Raw genomic sequence first — 17373 nt, 5'->3', positions numbered from 1 at the left:
GAGCCCAGGCCGGACCACCGCCCGTGCCGTGAATGAGGCGTGGGTTACATACCGGCCGCGGGATGAGGGCAAAGCCGCGCGGCGTTCGTACTGCCTCCCCGAGAAGAGGAACGAGACGAGCTGAGGAGGACTCGGTGGGGCGCAACGACGCCGACCCTGAGCGGACTCCCGGCTCCGGCCCCGACATCGCGCAGGAGATCAGGGACTCCTTCCGGGCCGTGCTGGACGCTTTGGATGCCGCGCGCGCCGACCTCCTGCGCGACGAGAACCAGGAACGCGCCGAGGGCCGGTCTCTCGTCCCGCGCCAGGACACCCCGCAGGCAGTCGTGGCGGAGCCGCCGGGGCTGCCCAGAGGGCTGGAGGCCGTACCGCCCCCGTCGGTGGGAAAGCCGCCGACGACCGGCGGACCGGCTCCGGAGGCTGTCGCACCGGCCGTGGCTCCCCCGAGTCCGGCTCCCTGGCGGGAGCGCGAGCCGAGCAGGAGCCCCCGGCCGGGCGCCGTCCCGTTCGACCAGCTCGACACCGCTCCCTCGGGGGGATCCGCGCCATCCGCCCGCGCACACGGGAGGAAGACCGGCGGCAGACGGCGGCGACTCACCAACCGCAGATACCTGCGCATCACCGGAATCCTCGGGTTGGGCGCGGCGAGCGGATCACTCCTCGCCATGTGGCTGCTGACCTACCACCACGCCGACCCCGCGGCCTCCTCTCCGCCTCCCCGGCACATGGAATTCCCACTGCCGGCGACTCCCGCGCCGAAGGACCCCTCCGGCACAACCGACCCGCCGCTTCCCGAAATCCCGGGCACGGGCGTCCTGCACCAGGGCGACAGCGGCCATGGCGTCTACGAGTTGCAGGTACGTCTCCTGCAGATACCCGGCATCTACGACGGTGGCCCGATCGACGGCCGCTACGACGCGGAGGTCCGAGCGGCAGTGACCCTGTTTCAGGAGCGGTACCGGATCCGCGGCGATGAGACCGGGGTCTACGGCGACCACACACGTTTTGCCCTCATGCTGCGGACCAAATGACAGCGGTTGAGGATGCGGTGATGTGCGTCCAGGGAGCCGGGTTCAACGGAGCGTGGTCAGCACCAGGACGCCCAAGCGCTGTGCGGTGAAGTCGCTTCACGTCGGTGCGCGTGCGACACGCAGAATGCTGGAGTGATGCGGTGCCGGCCGGACATCTGCTTCTTCGGGCTCGCCCGGCAGCCCAAGGCATTCTCGCTTTCACGACCGCGTTCAGACCAACAACGTCCGCCACCGCTTCGTGATCGACACGGCCACCGTCTGGCCGGCCACCAGCAGTCAGGTAGCTTCACCATCATCGGCTTGGGCCGTCGCCCCGCCGGCGCGCGCTCCACTGGCGGCAGTACCAAGCCGGGGCAGTAGCGCCCTGATCGCGGCTCATGCCAAGGGAGGTGCCTGCGGCGCACTCTTGCCGTACCGCAGAGAACTCTTCGCCCCAAGGCCGCACCCATGAACGCCGGTCCGGCTGGCCCGAGGGCGACCGGATACAGTGCGCGAGACGGCAGCCTGGCCAGGGAGGAGAAGCGTGACCGACACCAGCAACACCCGGCCCGCCGAGGGTGAAGCGCAAGCGCCGCGGCAGAGCCGACTGCACCGCCTGATGCGCTACATCCCCCTGATCGCCCCCGTTCTGCTGTGGGCCGTGCCCTGCTGGGTGCTCCTGCACACCGGCCAGCACTGGCCGCTGCCCGTCACGCCGGTCGGCACCGCCCTGTTCGCCCTCGGCCTCATATGTATGCCGCTCGCGATGGTGCGCGGCCACGGCCGGCGCCAAGGGGACCGGGCGGCGATCATCGGTGACACCCTGCTGGGCACCAGCTGGGTCCTGTTCACCTGGTCCGTTCTGCTCGGCGTCCTCCTGCGGCTCGCCCTGACCGTGGCCGGCGTCGAGGAGAGTCAGGACCGCGCCCGAATCGTCACTTGGGCTGTCCTCGCCGTAACCGCCCTACTACTCGTCTGGGGGTACGCCGAGGCCCGCCGCGTGCCACGCGTGCGCCGACTCGACGTGCAACTCCCGCGACTGGGTGCCGGGTTGGACGGCATCCGCGTCGTCCTCATCACCGACACCCACTACGGCCCACTCGATCGCACTCGCTGGTCGGCACGGGTATGCGAGACGGTGAACACCCTGGAAGCCGACCTGGTCTGCCACACCGGCGACATCGCGGACGGCACGGCCGAACGCCGCCGCGCCCAGGCCACCCCACTCGGTACCGTGCGGGCCACCCGGGCCCGTGTATACGTCACCGGCAACCACGAGTACTACAGCGAGGCCCAGGGCTGGGTCGACCTGATGGACGAGCTGGGCTGGGAGCCGCTCCGCAACCGCCATCTGCTGCTCGAACGCGGAGGCGACACCCTCGTGGTCGCCGGCGTGGACGACGTCACCGCCGAGTCCTCCGGCCTGGCGGGCCACCGCGCCCACCTCGCCGGAGCCCTGACCGGCGCCGACCCCGACCTGCCCGTCCTGCTCTTGGCCCACCAGCCCAAGTTCGTCGACCGGGCGGCAGCCGCCGGCATCGACCTCCAACTCTCCGGCCACACCCACGGCGGCCAGATCTGGCCCTTCCACCACCTGGTCCGCGTCGACCAGCCCGCCCTCGCCGGCCTCAGCCACCACGGCACCCGCACGCTCCTCTACACCAGCCGCGGCACCGGCTTCTGGGGCCCGCCGTTCCGCGTCTTCGCCCCCAGCGAGATCACCCTGCTCGTGCTCCGCTCCCCGCACCTGCCCGCCTCGTCGTAGCAGTGGGCGGGCCAAACCGTTCACGAGCTGTGGGGTGCTGCGTCGGCAGATGACCAGGCTCGTCTCGCCGAGGACAAGATCCGGACCATTCCCGGGCCGACGGCTCCAACGAGCCACACGTGGCCACGTTTTATGCAGGTCAGCGATGCGTGGCGCCCGTGCCACCAGCAGACGAAGAATGTGCTGGGACGAACGCGCACCGCGTTCAGGCACAGCGCCTTGCCCATGCCCGCAGAGGCTGAGCAGCGAGGTCGGGCTCGGTCGCTCAGTCCGGTCACCTACCACGCGACGACTCTGAGCCGATCAGCCCCAGATGTCGTCTTCCTACGGTGTGCCGACACGTACCCGTCCCCACCGCACACGTGGAAGTGGCGCACATGGCCTCCGCAGCAGCATCCGCTCCCCCACCCCCCGCCCCCCATCGTCGCCGCCAGCCTCGTCGGCACCACCATCGAGTGGTACGACAACTCATCCGATCAGAGCTACGACCTGCTGTTTCCCGCTCATCGACCCGGCAACGTCAGCACCGACCCAGCACCGGAGAATCTCGTGCTGTGGGTGACGCGGTCGTGCCCGATCGAACTCGACGGGTAGGTCGAGCTCGATCTGCACCGTGAGCAGCGGGTTCCACATCACCTGGTGCAGCAGACGTGGAACGATCGCCAGGTCAATGGCCCGATCCGCGCTGACCGCAGGGTGCAGCCCTGTCAGGAGCCGTCCGAGCGGGATCCGGTGGTTCGCCGGCGGTGCTGGTCAGCCAGTCCCGGCGCAGTAGCGGCAGGGTGTGCTCCACGTCCCGGACGGTGGTCGCCGGCAGCCGTACCTCGAAGCGGGTGCCAAGGCGGCCGTCGGCACGGTCCTGCACGGTGATCCGGCCGCGGTGCAGGGCGACCTGCTGCGCGACCAAGGTCAGGCCGAGACCGGAGCCGGGACTGTCCGGCCCCCGGCGGAAGCGCTGGAAGATCCCTTCGCGGTGTTCGGGACGGATGCCGGGACCGTGGTCGTCCACGGTGAGCACCGCGGCCGGCTGGTGCAGGTCGCCCGACGGGACCAAGGTCACTTCGATGCGGGCGACGCCGTCCGTGGCACGGCCGTGGACCAAGGCGTTGATCAGCAGGTTGTCCACGGCCGAGCGCAGGCCCTGCTCCCAGCCGTGCACCTGCACGCCCGCGGCGGCGTGCACGGACACATCGGCGTCGGGGTTCGTGCGCCGCAGATCGGAGACGGACGCGTCCACGAGCTCCGCCATGTCCAGCGATGTGAACGCGTCGGCCTCGATGAGGTCGCCCCGCGCGAGCGCCTTCAGCATCACCAGCAGCCCGAGCAGTCGGGCGTGCTCGCGCCCGAGGTCCTCGAGCACGCCCGCCCGGTCCTCGGTGCCGAGGTCGGGGTGGTCGGTCAGGATGTCGAGGTTGGTGCGCATGCTCATCAGCGGGGTGCGCAGCTCGTGGGACGCGGTCGAGGCGAACGCGCGGGCGGTGGCAAGCGCTTCGCCCGTGCGTGCGACCTGCTCGTCGTAGCGGGCGAGCACGGTCTGCACCGTGTACGCCAGGTCGTCGACCTCGGCGACACGGGTCGGGGTGTGTTCCAGGCGTGCGGGGCTGGTCCGGGGGTCCAGGCCGCTGGTACGTCGCTGCAGCCGCCGTAGCGGAAGAACCGCCCGGACGGCGATGGCCCAGGCGGTGACCGCGGACAGGGGCGCGGCCAGCAGTGCCCCGGTCAGTACGCGTCGGCGCACCAGCGACAGCTCGTCCTCGGCGGTGTCCGGCGACAGCAGCCACAGATTCGGAGTGGTGCCCTCCTTCGCGGCGCCGACGCGCAGTGACAGGACCATCCAGTCCTTGCCGTCGGAGGTCACGGTGACCGGGTCCGGGGCGCTGTGGGGCAGTGTGGGGAACGGGTCGGGCTGCGGGCCGGCCGCGATCGTGTCCCCGGGGCCGGTCAGCCGGACGCCCACGTCCCGCGCGGAGTTGACCAGTCGCCGTCGCCGGACCTGTTCCAGGATCGGGTGGTCGGTCCCGGCGACGTCCAGGTACGCCTTGGCGTTCTTGGCGACGACCGTCGCCCGTGCCCGCAGTTGGTCGTCCTGGTGCGCGCGCAGGTCGCCGGAGACGAGGTGCACCAGCACCCAGCAGGAGACGAGGACCAGCAGGGGTACGCTCGCGCCGACCGCGAGTGCGATGCGGGTGGACAGTTTCACGACGCGCCCTCGGTCCGCCGGTCCTCGCCGTCCGTGCGCAGCACGAACCCGACTCCGCGGACCGTGTGCAGGATCCGGGGTCGGCCGCCCACCTCCAGCTTGCGGCGCAGATAGCTGACGAAGGTGTCCACGATGTCGCTGCGGACCTGGAAGTCGTAGCCCCACACCCTCTCCAGCAGCTGCTCGCGGGTGAGGACGATGCCGGAGTTGCGGGTAAGGAGCTCCAGTAGCGCGAACTCGCGCCGCGTCAGCTGCAGGGGCCGGTCGTCCAGGGAGGCCTGGTGGGCGGCGGGGTCGAGGACGACGCCGCCGACGCGGAGGGTACCGACGGCGGCGGGCGGGCGGCGACGCAGCAGGGCATGCAGCCGAAGGACCAACTCCTGGAGTGCGAACGGCTTGACGAGGTAGTCGTCCCCGCCCGCCTGCAGGCCCGCCACCCGGTCGGCCACCTCGTCCAGCGCGGAGAGCATCAGTACGGGCACGTCGTCGCCGTCGTCGCGCAGGGCCTGGCACACGTCGGTGCCGCCCAGGTCTGGCATGCAGACGTCCAGGACGATGATGTCGGGGCGGTCGGTGCGAGCCTGCGCCAGGCCGGCGTGACCGCCCTCGGCGAGTGCCACCGAGAAGCCGCTCAGCCTGAGCCCCCGCTCCAGGGACCGCCGTATGGCCGCGTCGTCGTCGACCACCAGCACACGCCCGGCCTTGCCTACCATGCACACCTCAGTTTCATCGCGTTCAACGAGCCTGTCCGGAGAAGACCGACCACATCGTGGGCACCGCCCCTGGCTCCGGACCGAACAGCACCCGACCGTAGTACTCCGCGACGGTGCGGGGGCTGAACCGCGGGTGTCGCGTGATGACCGCCGCGTCGCGCCGGAAGCGCCGCAGCGCGACATCCGGAGCCTTCGGAGCCGAGCCGCCGACGCTGTGCAGGCCCAGCAGCTTCTCCACCGCTTCCCGGCACTCCTGTGTCGCGGTCACCGTCTGCGCCCGCAATCGCGCCTGTTCCCGCAACGGGAGGGACTTGGACTCCCCCAGGACGTCGAGAACACCCGCCACGTGCAGGACGCGTCGTGTCGCGGAGTCGACGAGGCGGGCGGCGCCGGTGAGCAATGCGTCCGGGAGCAAGGAGCCGACGGGCCGCCGGTCGCCGGCTACCGGCAAGGACCTGCCGCCCGCCCGTCCCGCCCCCGTCGCTTCCCGTGCGCCGCGTGCCGCGCCGAGCAGCGGGGCGAGCATGAGCACGGTCACGCCGAGCAGCATCGTCGACTCGCCGGAAACCCGGGCTTCTCCCCCTGCTTCGGCAGGGCTGAACACCACGTGCGTGATGGGCACCACCACGTCCTGGGCCACCAGGGTGCGACCACCGGTCCCGGCCGTTGCGGTGGTGGGCGCGGTGCGCTCGACGGTGAGATCCCTGGTGGAAATCAACACCAGGCAGGGCAGTAGGAGTTGACTTTTCGTGCGCACGGGGACGGCGAGGACCGCCCACGACGCATACTCGCAACCGGCGGCGGCCCGCCACCTTCCTGAGATGCTGACGCCGTAACCGGTCCACTCGCCTTCGGCCCCCAGCGGCGTGGTGGAACCGCAGACGACCGCGTCAGGGTCGGCGAACAGAACTTCTCGGGCCTCCTCGGGAAATACGGGCGAGCACACGCTCTTCAAGGCCACCGACAGCGCGGCGATCCATGCGGTGGAGGGGCACCCCTGCGCGAGTTCCGCGACCGCCCGCACCTGGGTCCGCAGACCGGCTCCGGCGCCTCCGCCACGGCGCGGGACGCCCATTGCGAACAGCCCGACCCGCCGCGCCGCTGCCAGGGAGAGCGCGTCCGGCCGCGGATCGGGCTCGGTCTGCCCGGCGTTCGCCGCGAGCGTCGGCGCGGCGGCGCGGGCTCGTTCCACCAGTTCCTCGTCGCCGGCAGTTGCGGGAACGTGCCGCAGTTCAGCGCTCATGGCAGCTCCTTTGCAATATGGAACTCAAGGTCCTTGGTCACCAGCCGTGCGTTGCGCGGGGTTTCAGGCGCGCATCGCCCGATACTGGGACGGCGTACACCCCATGACTCGACGGAAGCTCCGCGAGAAATGCTCAGACCCGGAGAATCCGCAGCGCTGGCCTATGCGGGCGATCGTGTCGTTGCCGCAATCCAGATACTTGCGCGCCAGGTCGATCCTGAGCTCGGTGAGGTAGCGATAGGGGGTTGATCCGGTGGTGGCCTTGAAACAGCGCACGAAGTGGAAACGGCTGAAGGAGACGAGGGACGCCAGGTCGTCCACCGAGACGGGTTGCCCGAGGTTCACCCGCATGTAGGTCAGAACCGTCTCCAGTTGCCGGGAACTGAGCGCACCGGCGGAGCTTGCCGAACCGTCGGCGGGCGGAGAGAGAACGTGGGCGACGATGAACTGCGCCGCGGACCGTACGTACAGGTCGTCCGCACCGGCCTCGCTCGCCGCAGCAACTGCCTTCACCACCGACGCGAGAACCGGGTCGAACCGCACCGCCGGATACCTGTCCCGCAACTGCGCGACGCGCAGCTGCAGGTCCTCCTGGCCGATGAAGCCATGCAGCGTCTCGGGGGAAACGGTCAGGGACGCGATCGTCGCGGGCTCGTCTCCGTTCGATGCGACGATCAGCGTCCGGCCGAGCCCCGGAGGGATGATGCACACGTCGTCGGGGAGCGGGAACGTCTCTTTCCCCGCAACTCTTTCCAGATCCCCTCGAATTCTCAGTTGACCGCTCATGTGAGTGTTCAGCGTGATTCCCGACGACGACGGTAGATGGAGAGTGTGGACGCCCTTCTGAAATGTTCGCTTCGACACCTGAAGGCAGCGCCACCTTCCCCCGCCCACCCCGCTGGTTGCCTCCAAGGCCGGTTTCCTCCCTGCCGGTTCGCTGCGACTCTCGACGCAGGTGCTGCATCGAGAATGCGGGTGAAAGAGAAGCGGTCGCAAGGCAGTCGATGCCGGATTAATTCGCCTCGGCTCCGGAATAATTCGGTCGAGCCCCATCGGATATTGACCGCCGCGGAATCACGCTGGCAGGCTGCCCGCATGATTCGCACTCGTCAATTGCTGACAGGGATAGCGGGCGTGGTGGCGCTGGTGTGCGCCGCCCAGAGCGGAGTGGGTGCGGCGACTACCAGTGCCGCCACCACGACCCCCACTTCGACCCACAGTACAACTGCCCTCGTGCAGCCGGCCGCAGCCGCGGCGAACCGACCGAACATCGTCTTCGTGCTCACCGACGACATGTCCTCGAACCTCCTCCCTTACATGCCGGAGGTGCAGAAGCTGCGGTCTCGGGGCATGACGTTCAGCGACTACGTGGTGAGCAACTCGCTCTGCTGCCCTTCGCGTTCGTCCATCTTCACCGGCCGGTACCCCCACAACACCGGGGTCCTCGGCAACGACGGACCGAACGGTGGTTTCGACGCCTTCCACAACAACGGGCTGGAGCGCGACACCTTTGCCACGGCCCTGAAGGCCAAGGGCTACCGCACCGCGATGATGGGCAAGTACCTCAACGGTTACGACCCCAAGGAGACCGTCGACGGCCAGCAGCCGTACGTGCCGCAGGGCTGGAGCCAGTGGGACGTCGTCGGCAACGGCTACAAGGAGTACAACTACAAACTCGCCCACAACCACAGGATCGAACCGCACGGCAACAGGACCAAGGACTATCTGACCGATGTGCTCAGCAAGAAGGGGCAGTCGTTCATCAAGAAGTCCGCGGCGGCGAACAAGCCGTTCATGCTGGAGGTCGCGCTCTTCACACCGCACGGTCCGTCCAAGCCGGCGCGCCGGGACAAGCACGACTTCCCCGGCCTGCAGGCGCCGCAGGGCCCCGCCTTCGACAAGCTGCCGACCGACGCACCGCCGTGGCTGGCCAGGCAGGACAAGCTGACCCGGCGTGAGAAGGACACGATCGACAAGAAGTTCCGCAAGCGCGCGCGGTCGCTCCAGGCGGTCGACAAGATGGTGGGCAAGCTGCGCGAGACCCTGGCCAGGGCCGGGGTCGCCGACAACACCTACGTCGTCTTCAGCTCCGACAACGGCTTCCACCTCGGTGAGTACCGGCTCAAAGCGGGGAAGCAGACGGCCTTCGACACCGATGTCCGGGTGCCGCTGGTGATCGCCGGTCCGGGTGTCGCGGCGGGCAGGACGAGCAACGCCCAGGTGTCGAACATCGACTTCGCACCCACCTTCCAGAAGATCGGCGGCGCCGCGGTGTCGTCCCAGGTGGACGGGCACAGCCTGGTCCCGCTTCTGGACGGCGGACCGGACACCGGATGGCGCACGGCCAACCTGATCGAGCACCGCCACGCCGACAAGTCGCCGGACGACCCCGACAACCACGGCGGGGAGAGCATCAGCCCGCCGGACTACCAAGCCATGCGCACCAACTCCTCCACCTACGTCGAGTACGCCAGTGGCGCGAAGGAGTACTACGACCTCCGCACCGACCCCAACGAACTGCACAACATCGCCGGCCGGTTGAGCAGCGCCCGCCTGGCTGAGCTGCACGATGCGCTGACCCGTCTGAAGAACTGCCGCGGTGACGGCTGCTGGAGCGCCGGGCACCCGTAGTCCGGCATCCAAGCACCACAGGCTCGTCAACCGACCGACGACCGCTCGCCGCAAGAAGAACGACAAGGGACGATCGGTGCCCGGGCTGCTCCCTGCAGCCCGGGCACCACGTGGTTCATGTGCTGCTGGAGCAGGGCGATGGCACCCAGGGCCGCGCCGGGATCACCGAGCCCGGCCGGACGCACGCGGGGCGGCCCGCAGGAACCGCGCACCACGGTGGTGTTCAGCGCACGTTCGATCGGCTCCGTCAACGCCGCACCGGCATCGATCAGTTCACCCCCCAGGACGATCACGTCCGGGCCCACGGCATGACACACGTCGGCCAGCACCCTGCCGACGTGCGCGCCGGCTCGCGCCAGAACGGCGCGCGCGGTCCGGTCACCCGCGTCCAGCGCGTCCACGAGCTCCGGCACATCCGCTGCCGTGCCCCCCGCGGTGCGATAGGCGTCCAGTACTGCCCCGACCGAGGCCACCGTCTCCAGGCACCCCGTCCGGCCGCATTCGCACGGCACACCGTGCGGGTCCACAGAGATGTGCCCGAGCTCACCTGAGACACCGTGAGCGCCGCGGTGTAGTGAGCCGGCCACCACCAGACCCCCGCCGACGCCATGCGACAACCGCAGGTACAGCACGTTCTGTTCACCCTCGGCGGCGCCCCAGATCGTCTCCGCCAACGCAGCAAGCCGGGTGTTCTTGTCGATCAGCGCCTGGGCTCCGAAGCGCTCGCGCACCAGCGCGGAAACGGTGTCGTGCGGGGGCGTCCACCGTGAGCCGCGGTCCGGCGAGCCGACCGGTCCGTCCACTCCCACGCCGACGCCGTTCAGTGCTCCCGGTCGCAGCGTCCCGCCCGTCAGCGTGTCCGCCAGCCGCCACGCGGTGTCGACACGCTCCTGCCAAGGGGAGTCAGGACCATGGGACTCGCCGGCGGTGCCGATGATCTCGCGCGCCGCGTCCATCGCGGCCACCCGCACGGCCTGCCGCGCGAATTCGATGCCGAGCAGCTGGCCGGCCTCGGGGTTCAGGGCCAGTACCTCCGCCGGGCGGCCCCGCTTGCGCCGGGCCGCCTCCGGTACCGAGGCGAGGACGGTGCCGTTGTCCATGAGCGCTCCGACGACGTCGTAGAGCGTGGTGCGTGACAGGCCGCACAGGCTGCCTAACTCTCCTCGCGTCAACGGACCGTGCTCGCGCAGCAGGCGCAGTACCAGGGCCTCATGTCCTGATCGCGGCCGGGACGGCGCGCCGTGCCCACGCGGCAGGGCGGTCGGGGCGGAAGACCGTGTCGTCTCAGTCGGCATTGCGGAAGGTGTGTCCCCTCTGTGATCACAGCTGTGTCGCGCTGGGACGGAGGAAAGTCCGTCGGCTTGTGGCGCGAGGAAGCTAGAGGGCGTTCTTGTGGGCATTCTGTGGGTTTCCGGAGTGACGACCGGCCGGGTGTGACGTGCCCCTCACCGTTTCCCGGTACGTCATTTCTGTCACCGCTTGGCGGAAAAATTCACGCTGCGTAACGTCCTTTCTCGCCGGTGGCCGTTCGCGCCGGATCCCAAGAGGCGCCCTGTGCGCGCCCGTTCCCCACCGTCAACCGTCACGCACGGTGCAAGGAGAGAGGAACTCCTGCATGACCTCGACCGACTTCCCCATGTTCACTCGCCGGAGGCTGCTCGGTTCGATGGCCGCTGCGGCCGTGGCCGGATCCGCGATCGTCTCCGCCGCCCAGCGCGCCCTCGCCGACTCCGACGGCGACCTGGCCGCCGAGGCCGCTCACGGGCTGCCGCTGACGATCACCAACAACAGCGGAGAGTTCGCCAACCATTCGGTCCACCTGTACATCGTGGGAACCAAGAGGGAGCGGCAGGTGAGGGTCACCCGCGGCGGCCTGGCACCCGTCAAGCTCTCCGACAACCACGACAACGGCTTCACCGACTACGCCATCCCCCTGTCCGCCCGGGGAAGGACCACGCTGCGACTGCCGTTCATGTCCGGTCGCATCTACGTCGCGCTGGGCCACAAACTGAAGTTCAAGGCCGTCATGGGCGCGGACGGCAGGGTCGCCCTGCAGCACCCCGCGGGCTGGGTGGAGGACGATCCCAACTACCCCGTGCTGCACGACTTCGTGGAGTTCACCCACGACGCGTCCGGCATCTTCTGCAACACCACCATGGTCGACATGTTCAGCGTGCCGATGATGATCCGGCTGAACGGAGCGAAGGACCACAGCACCGGCAGGCTGCGCGGCGGCGGCCGCGACCGGGTCTTCCGCGCCCTGCGGAACAACCCGGACTTCTCCCGCCTCGTCGTGGGCGACCGGCGCGTCATCGCCCCGAGCCACGGCCTCGACATCGGACGGTTCCCCCAGCACTACTTCGACGGCTACATCGACAAGGTCTGGCACACCTACCGGAACACGAACCTCGTCGTCAGGACGAATGCCGGAACCTTCACCGGCCGAGTGAAGGACCACAGGCTCACCTTCACCGGCCCGGCAGCGGTGTCCTTCGCCAAGCCCTCCACCCGCGACGTGCTGTTCTGCGACGGGGCGCTCGCCGCTCCCAACGACGGAACCACCGGTCCCTTGGCCGCCGTCCTGGGCGCCGGGTTCAACCGGTCGACGCTGGTCAGCCACCGCAAGCAGCCGACCACCCACGCGGCCGCCTTCTACGGCACACCCGTCACCAACCACTACGCCAAGGCCATCCACGCCGCGACCACCAACGGCAAGGCCTACGGCTTCGCCTTCGACGACGTCGCCGCCTGGGCCTCCTACATCCAGGACACCAGGCCCCAGCACATGCACCTGACGCTGACCGCGTTCTGAACCCTGCGACCACCTAGGGAGTACCGGGTGAAGAAGTTCCGTGAGTTGCTTCTCGCGGCCGTCCTGTGTCTCGCACCGGCCGTCGCGGCCGCCGGTGCCGCGCACACCGCCGTGGCCGACGAATCCCGCGCCGTGCCGGCCGCCTCCTCCGGCACCCGCGCGGCAGCAGGTCCCCACACGGTGACGTTCGTCAACCGGTCCGGAAAGAAGCTCTGGATCGGCAGCACCGTCAACAGGGCTGAGCCCGACGGCAATTCGAAGAATCTCAAGTCGCTGCCGACGCTCAACCCCGGACAGTCGGCGACCGTGAAGATCCCGGAGAACACCGCGCCTCATCACTGGCGCGGCAAGTTCTTCGCCCGCCAGGGCTGCTCCGGCAAGTCCGCGAGTACGTTCCACTGCGCCATCGGCGACTGCGGCAAGTTCGCCGAGCGATGCGTGACGGGAGAACAGCCGGTCAGTCTGGCGGAATTCAACTTCGACAAGAAGGACCGTGACGCCCCCTGGTACGACGTCAGCTACGTCAACGCCTTCTCCCTGCCCATCACCATTGCGCCCAAGGGCGCCGAGAAAGTCACCAAGAACGGCCCGTGCTCGAAGCAGGGCTGCAGGAAGAACCTGCTCCGCTACTGCCCGAAGGACGATCGCACGCACAACTCCGCCGGGAAGGTGGTGCTGTGCGTGAACCCCAGCCGTGACGCTCCGAGCGCCTACAGCAATGCAATCAAGAAGCACTGCCCCAAGGCGTATGCCTGGTCCAAGCAGGACACCGAGACCGGCAACAAGACAATGCGGCAGTGCAGTAAGTGCAAGGGCTTCGTCGTCACCTTCCGGTAGTCGCTCCACCCGGCCGACACGAACAGTTGAGGAATCCATCACATGAGACGCACCGCCGTCCTCGTGAGCGCGCTCACGCTCTGTACCTTGGGCTGGACGCTCAGCCCCGCGCACGCCGAGCCGGGGTCCGCCCATGACGACACACAGGTCACGTCCTTCTCCGACCAGGAGCAGGACGCGGCGCTGGAGTTCTGGACCACCGCGCGCCTGCGCGCGGCCAAGGACGTCACGGTCGCACCCGCCACCCGAGGGACCGCCGTGCCCTCCTCCGCCCCTGCCGACGACGGCCCGGAACTGACCGTCCCCCCGATCCCGGCTCCCGCCTTCACGTCGGGCCGGACCGCCGACCCCGCCCGGGTATCCGCCCGCGCCTCCTCACCCACTCCGTGGAAGCGCGGCGGGCTGATCCGAAAGACATCGGGCAAGGTGTTCTTCCAGAACGCCGACGGCGCCCTGTTCGCCTGCTCGGCCACGGTCGCCGGCAGCAGGAACAAGTCCGTCGTCCTGACCGCGGCGCACTGCGTGGTCGACCCGGCGACCGGCAGGGGCTACCGCAAGTGGGTGTTCATCCCCGGATACACCCACGGCAGGCGCCCCTACGGCACGTTCACCGCCCGGAATCTCTTCCACCTGAAGCGGTACGTCACCTCGGGCAGCAGGGACAACTGGGACTTCGCCTTCGCTCGAATGCGCAGGCTCGACGGCCGCACCCTGGCCGGCACCGTGGGCGCGCAGGGCATCAGGTTCAACTCCCCGACGGGACGCCACGTCCACTCCTTCGGCTACGGCGGTACCCCTGCCGAGGGCAACGGCGAGCGGCTCAACCACTGCCGGGGCAAGGAGCACGCCGACACCACACGCCCCGGGTCCACGATGTGGGGCATCGACTGCGTGCAGTCCTTCGGCGCCAGCGGCGGGGGCTTCCTCGCCGGATTCAAGGAGGCCACCGGCTCCGGCTACCTCGTGGGCAACATCAGCGTCGGCAACGGCACCACCGAATTCCACCCTCGCCTCGGCAACGACGCCAAGAAGCTCTACAGCAAGGCCAGCCGAGGCTGACCCCGCTCCCGGAGCGTGATGGTTCGAGCAAAACAGGCCCGGCATGGTCATGGCGACCATGCCGGGCCTGTTGTGTCGGCTCAGAACTTCGCACCGAAGTTCTGGGTGCATTAGGGGCCACCCACGGAGCCGGGCTTCTTCACGTAGCCGACGCCTATGTGCCTGAGCGAGCAGTTGAGGGATCCCGCCGCCTCGGCCCTGTCCACCAGGGTGCTGCCGTTGGAGCCGGTGTGCCCGACGTAGTCGTTCCTCACCATGTCCGCCGGGACGGCCTCCTGCATCGCCGCGGCGCCGGGTGCCGCGGAAGCGGAGGCCGGCGCCGCCTTGGCGGACGTCATTGCTCGGAGACGGGCTGCTCTTGCTCTGACCCGAAAGTGACCCGGTGCCGATCTGGAGGGTGACCCGCCCACCCGTGTACTTCCTACGCATGCCATGACGCCAATTCCGCTCCTGGCCAAGGTTGTTGGACGATACAGGAAGATCCAGTGCTCCGTATTCGGAGGAAACACGAGGAACTCGTCCTGCGGCTGCTGTGCCGGCACGGACCGCTGTCACGGAGCGAACTGATCGCCATGAGCGGACTGTCCCGAACCACGCTCTACGACATCGTGGTTGCCATGGTGGAGCGTTGTGAATTGTTGCCGTCCGACCGCCAGTTCTTGCGCTCGCGCGTCAAGCAACAACTGGCGGTCTCCCAGCAATTTTTGACCATTGCCTCCTTGATGCGACGGGTAACTTCGTCGCCGGATGCCCGCAGAGCAACTCGCTCTTGAGCGGCTCGCTTTATTCCAAGGAGTTTTGGTATGCGAAAGCTACGCGCTGTCTACGCCGTGCTCACCGCCGTGCTGATAGCCGTCACAGGAGTCAATCTGACCGCCAGTACGGCGTCTGCCGCAGAGCACAGGGGTGGGTTCGTCGTCAGCAAGGCGCAGTACAACAAGATGTTCCCGAGGCACAAGAAGCTCTACAGCTACAAGGGCCTGGTCGAGGCGATGAAGGCGTTCCCGGCCTTCGCACACACCGGCGACGCCAGGACCAGGAAGCGTGAGGCCGCCGCGTTCCTCGCCAACGTCAGCCACGAGACCAGCGGTCTGATCTACATCAACGAGCAGAACAAGGCTGCCTGGCCGACCTACTGCGCCGACGAGCCGTACGGCTGCCCGGCCGGCAAGTCCGCTTACCACGGCCGCGGCCCGCTCCAGATCAGCTGGAACTACAACTACAAGGCCGCCGGCGACGCGTTCCACGTCGACCTGCTGCACCACCCGAATCTCGCGGCGAAGAACTCCGCCGTGACATGGAAGCTGGCGCTCTGGTACTGGATGACCCAGTCCGGCCCGGGCACCATGACGCCGCATCACGCGATGGTCAAGCGCGGCGGTTTCGGCGAGACGATCCGCAGCATCAACGGCGGTATCGAGTGCAACGGCGGCAACCCGGCAGAGGTGCACGACCGGATCGCGAAGTACAAGAAGTTCACCAGGATGCTCGACGTCGGCACGGGCGCGCACCTGAGCTGCTGACGCCCGCATGACCGCGGCGGCACGACGACATTCTCCGTGCCTTTCCTGATTCACCGTGACCGTACGGCGCCCCGTGGCGCCCGTCAGCCGCTTGGAGACGTCATGCGAAAAATACGCGCCCTCGCCCTGCTGCTCGTGCTGTCCGCCGTGCTCGCGGTCGGCAGTCAGGGCGGCACGTCCACGGCGCTCGCGGCCGGCAGCCATCCCGCTGCCTCCGCCGCCCCGGCGAAGAAGAAGGGCATCAGCGCCTGGAACTTCCACGGGGTCACCAAGGCACTGGCCGATGCGAAGGTCGGCTGGTTCTACACCTGGGCCTCGAGCAAGGGCGGGATCAGGGCACCGCGCGGCGTCGAGTTCGTGCCCATGATCCATGACGCGGGCTCGGTGACCGACGCGGAGCTCGACCGGGCCAGGAAGCAGGGCAGGACGTTGCTCGGCTTCAACGAACCCGACAGGCCGGATCAGGCGCACATGACGGTGCATCAGGCACTCGACCTGTGGCCCCGGCTGCAGTCGACCGGTATGCGGCTCGGCGCTCCCGCGGTGGCCACCGGAGGCGATGCCGCCGGTGGCTGGCTGGACCGCTTCATGAAGGGCGCCGCCGCTCGTCACTACCGGGTCGATTTCATCCCCCTGCACTGGTATGGCGCGGACTTCAACGCCCAGGGTGCGACCGCACAACTGCGCACGTACCTCCGGGCCGTGCACCAGCGCTACAAGAGGCCGATCTGGCTCACCGAATACGCGCTGACCGACTTCTCGGCCGGCACCCCGCGGTATCCGACGAAGGCGCAGCAGGCCGCGTTCGTGAAGAAGTCGACGGCCATGCTGCAGCAACTGCCCTACGTCCATCGGTACGCCTGGTTCACCCTCTCCACGAACCGCGGCGACGGCACCGGCCTTTACCACGGCGCGAAGGCCAACCGGGTGGGCGCCGCCTACCGCGCGGCGGGCTGAACGGGACATGCACACCCCTCAACTCACCCACTCCTCATCCAGATCCCACGACAAGGGAAACGAGGCAACAACATGAGCAAGCGGATTCTGCGAGTCTCACTCACGGCCGGCGTCGCCGCGCTGACCGCGACGGTGGCGCTCGCACCGGCGAGTTCGGCCGCGCCCGGCACCGCGCAGGCCCACAGGAAGCCGTGCTGGGCGACGCACTACGGCCCGATACCCGCCGGCAGCCACACGTCCAACGGCGAGATCTTCGACAACAGCAAGAACACCGCGGCTACTTCGCTGAGCCGCAGGCCTCAGCTGCCGTTCGGGACGAGGGTGAAGGTCACCAACGTGGCGAACGGCAAGTCCTTGGTCGTGCGCATCAACGACCGGGGCACCTTCGAGCGGACGAAGCAGGTACCGCTGTGCCTGGACCTGACGGACGGAGCCTTCCGCCGCCTCGGCGGCAGCCTCAACCCCGACGCCGGCCACATCGTCGTCCGTCAGAAGGTGCTGAGGTGACCACCACCGGGGTGTCCGGCTGACGGCACACCCAAAGAGCGTGGCGGGGGGGGGGGGGGGGGGGGGGGGGGGGGGGGGGGGGGGGGGGGGTGGGGGCGGGGGGTGCCGCCCCCCCC

General features: G+C 68.9%; 16 protein-coding genes. 10 read left to right on the top strand and 6 right to left on the bottom strand.

Going from position 1 to position 17373, the window contains the following annotated elements:
• Positions 1–134 precede the first annotated feature (134 nt).
• The gene (locus AC07CM_RS09835; RefSeq protein ID WP_478875828.1) at positions 135–1031 is read left to right on the top strand and encodes a peptidoglycan-binding domain-containing protein; all 897 of its coding nucleotides are present in this window, start codon (positions 135–137) and stop codon (positions 1029–1031) included.
• Positions 1032–1554: 523 nt separating this feature from the next.
• Positions 1555–2775 (top strand): metallophosphoesterase, encoded by a 1221-nt coding sequence (locus AC07CM_RS09830; RefSeq protein ID WP_478875827.1) that lies wholly within the window; start codon positions 1555–1557, stop codon positions 2773–2775.
• A gap of 667 nt (positions 2776–3442) precedes the next feature.
• Here the strand turns inward: AC07CM_RS09830 and AC07CM_RS09825 are convergent.
• The 4 genes from AC07CM_RS09825 to AC07CM_RS09810 all read right to left on the bottom strand — a co-directional run bounded on the left by AC07CM_RS09825 (position 3443) and on the right by AC07CM_RS09810 (position 7717).
• Positions 3443–4975, bottom strand: coding sequence for a sensor histidine kinase (locus tag AC07CM_RS09825; RefSeq protein WP_478875826.1), 1533 nt, complete (start codon positions 4973–4975; stop codon positions 3443–3445).
• Positions 4972–5688: a response regulator transcription factor gene (locus AC07CM_RS09820; RefSeq protein WP_478875825.1), complete on the bottom strand. Its 717-nt coding sequence runs from the start codon at positions 5686–5688 to the stop codon at positions 4972–4974. Before AC07CM_RS09820 ends, AC07CM_RS09825 begins: the two co-directional genes overlap by 4 nt.
• 22 nt (positions 5689–5710) lie before the next feature.
• Positions 5711–6931 carry an acyl-CoA dehydrogenase family protein gene (locus AC07CM_RS09815; RefSeq protein WP_478875824.1) on the bottom strand — a complete coding sequence of 407 codons (1221 nt, stop codon included), beginning with the start codon at positions 6929–6931 and terminating at the stop codon, positions 5711–5713.
• Between the two features lie 63 nt (positions 6932–6994).
• Positions 6995–7717, bottom strand: coding sequence for a helix-turn-helix domain-containing protein (locus tag AC07CM_RS09810; protein WP_478875823.1), 723 nt, complete (start codon positions 7715–7717; stop codon positions 6995–6997).
• A gap of 309 nt (positions 7718–8026) precedes the next feature.
• Between AC07CM_RS09810 and AC07CM_RS09805 the strand changes: the two genes are divergently transcribed.
• Complete coding sequence (locus tag AC07CM_RS09805) at positions 8027–9562, top strand: sulfatase family protein (RefSeq protein ID WP_478875822.1); 1536 nt, start codon at positions 8027–8029, stop codon at positions 9560–9562.
• Between the two features lie 26 nt (positions 9563–9588).
• On the opposite strand, the gene AC07CM_RS09800 is transcribed toward AC07CM_RS09805, so the two are convergent.
• A complete protein-coding gene (locus AC07CM_RS09800) occupies positions 9589–10662 on the bottom strand; it encodes an ROK family protein (protein WP_478875821.1) in 1074 nt (357 codons plus the stop codon).
• Positions 10663–11177: 515 nt separating this feature from the next.
• On the opposite strand from AC07CM_RS09800, the gene AC07CM_RS09795 reads away from it, so the two are divergent.
• The 3 genes from AC07CM_RS09795 to AC07CM_RS09785 are packed head-to-tail and all read left to right on the top strand — an operon-like array spanning position 11178 to position 14270.
• A complete protein-coding gene (locus tag AC07CM_RS09795; RefSeq protein ID WP_478875820.1) occupies positions 11178–12374 on the top strand; it encodes a beta-1,3-glucanase family protein in 1197 nt (398 codons plus the stop codon).
• A 27-nt stretch (positions 12375–12401) separates the two neighbouring features.
• Complete coding sequence (locus AC07CM_RS09790) at positions 12402–13211, top strand: thaumatin family protein (protein ID WP_478875819.1); 810 nt, start codon at positions 12402–12404, stop codon at positions 13209–13211.
• Between the two features lie 42 nt (positions 13212–13253).
• Positions 13254–14270, top strand: a complete 1017-nt coding sequence (locus AC07CM_RS09785; RefSeq protein ID WP_478875818.1) for a trypsin-like serine peptidase — start codon at positions 13254–13256, stop codon at positions 14268–14270.
• A 110-nt stretch (positions 14271–14380) separates the two neighbouring features.
• On the opposite strand, the gene AC07CM_RS09780 is transcribed toward AC07CM_RS09785, so the two are convergent.
• The gene (locus AC07CM_RS09780) at positions 14381–14608 is read right to left on the bottom strand and encodes a CAP domain-containing protein (protein ID WP_478875817.1); all 228 of its coding nucleotides are present in this window, start codon (positions 14606–14608) and stop codon (positions 14381–14383) included.
• 234 nt (positions 14609–14842) lie between these two features.
• Between AC07CM_RS09780 and AC07CM_RS09775 the strand changes: the two genes are divergently transcribed.
• From AC07CM_RS09775 to AC07CM_RS09760, 4 genes are all read left to right on the top strand, one after another.
• Positions 14843–15043: a hypothetical protein gene (locus AC07CM_RS09775; protein WP_478875816.1), complete on the top strand. Its 201-nt coding sequence runs from the start codon at positions 14843–14845 to the stop codon at positions 15041–15043.
• A gap of 30 nt (positions 15044–15073) precedes the next feature.
• Entirely contained in the window at positions 15074–15793 is a 720-nt protein-coding gene (locus AC07CM_RS09770; protein ID WP_478875815.1) for a chitinase, read from the top strand.
• Between the two features lie 102 nt (positions 15794–15895).
• Positions 15896–16750 (top strand): glycoside hydrolase family protein, encoded by an 855-nt coding sequence (locus tag AC07CM_RS09765; protein WP_478875814.1) that lies wholly within the window; start codon positions 15896–15898, stop codon positions 16748–16750.
• A gap of 72 nt (positions 16751–16822) precedes the next feature.
• On the top strand, positions 16823–17257 hold the full coding sequence (locus tag AC07CM_RS09760; protein ID WP_478875813.1) for a septal ring lytic transglycosylase RlpA family protein: 435 nt from the start codon (positions 16823–16825) through the stop codon (positions 17255–17257).
• The last annotated feature ends 116 nt before the right edge of the window (positions 17258–17373 follow it).

The sequence above is a fragment of the Streptomyces sp. NPDC044061 genome (genome assembly GCF_056434305.1).
This window is presented reverse-complemented; position numbering and strand designations above follow the sequence as displayed.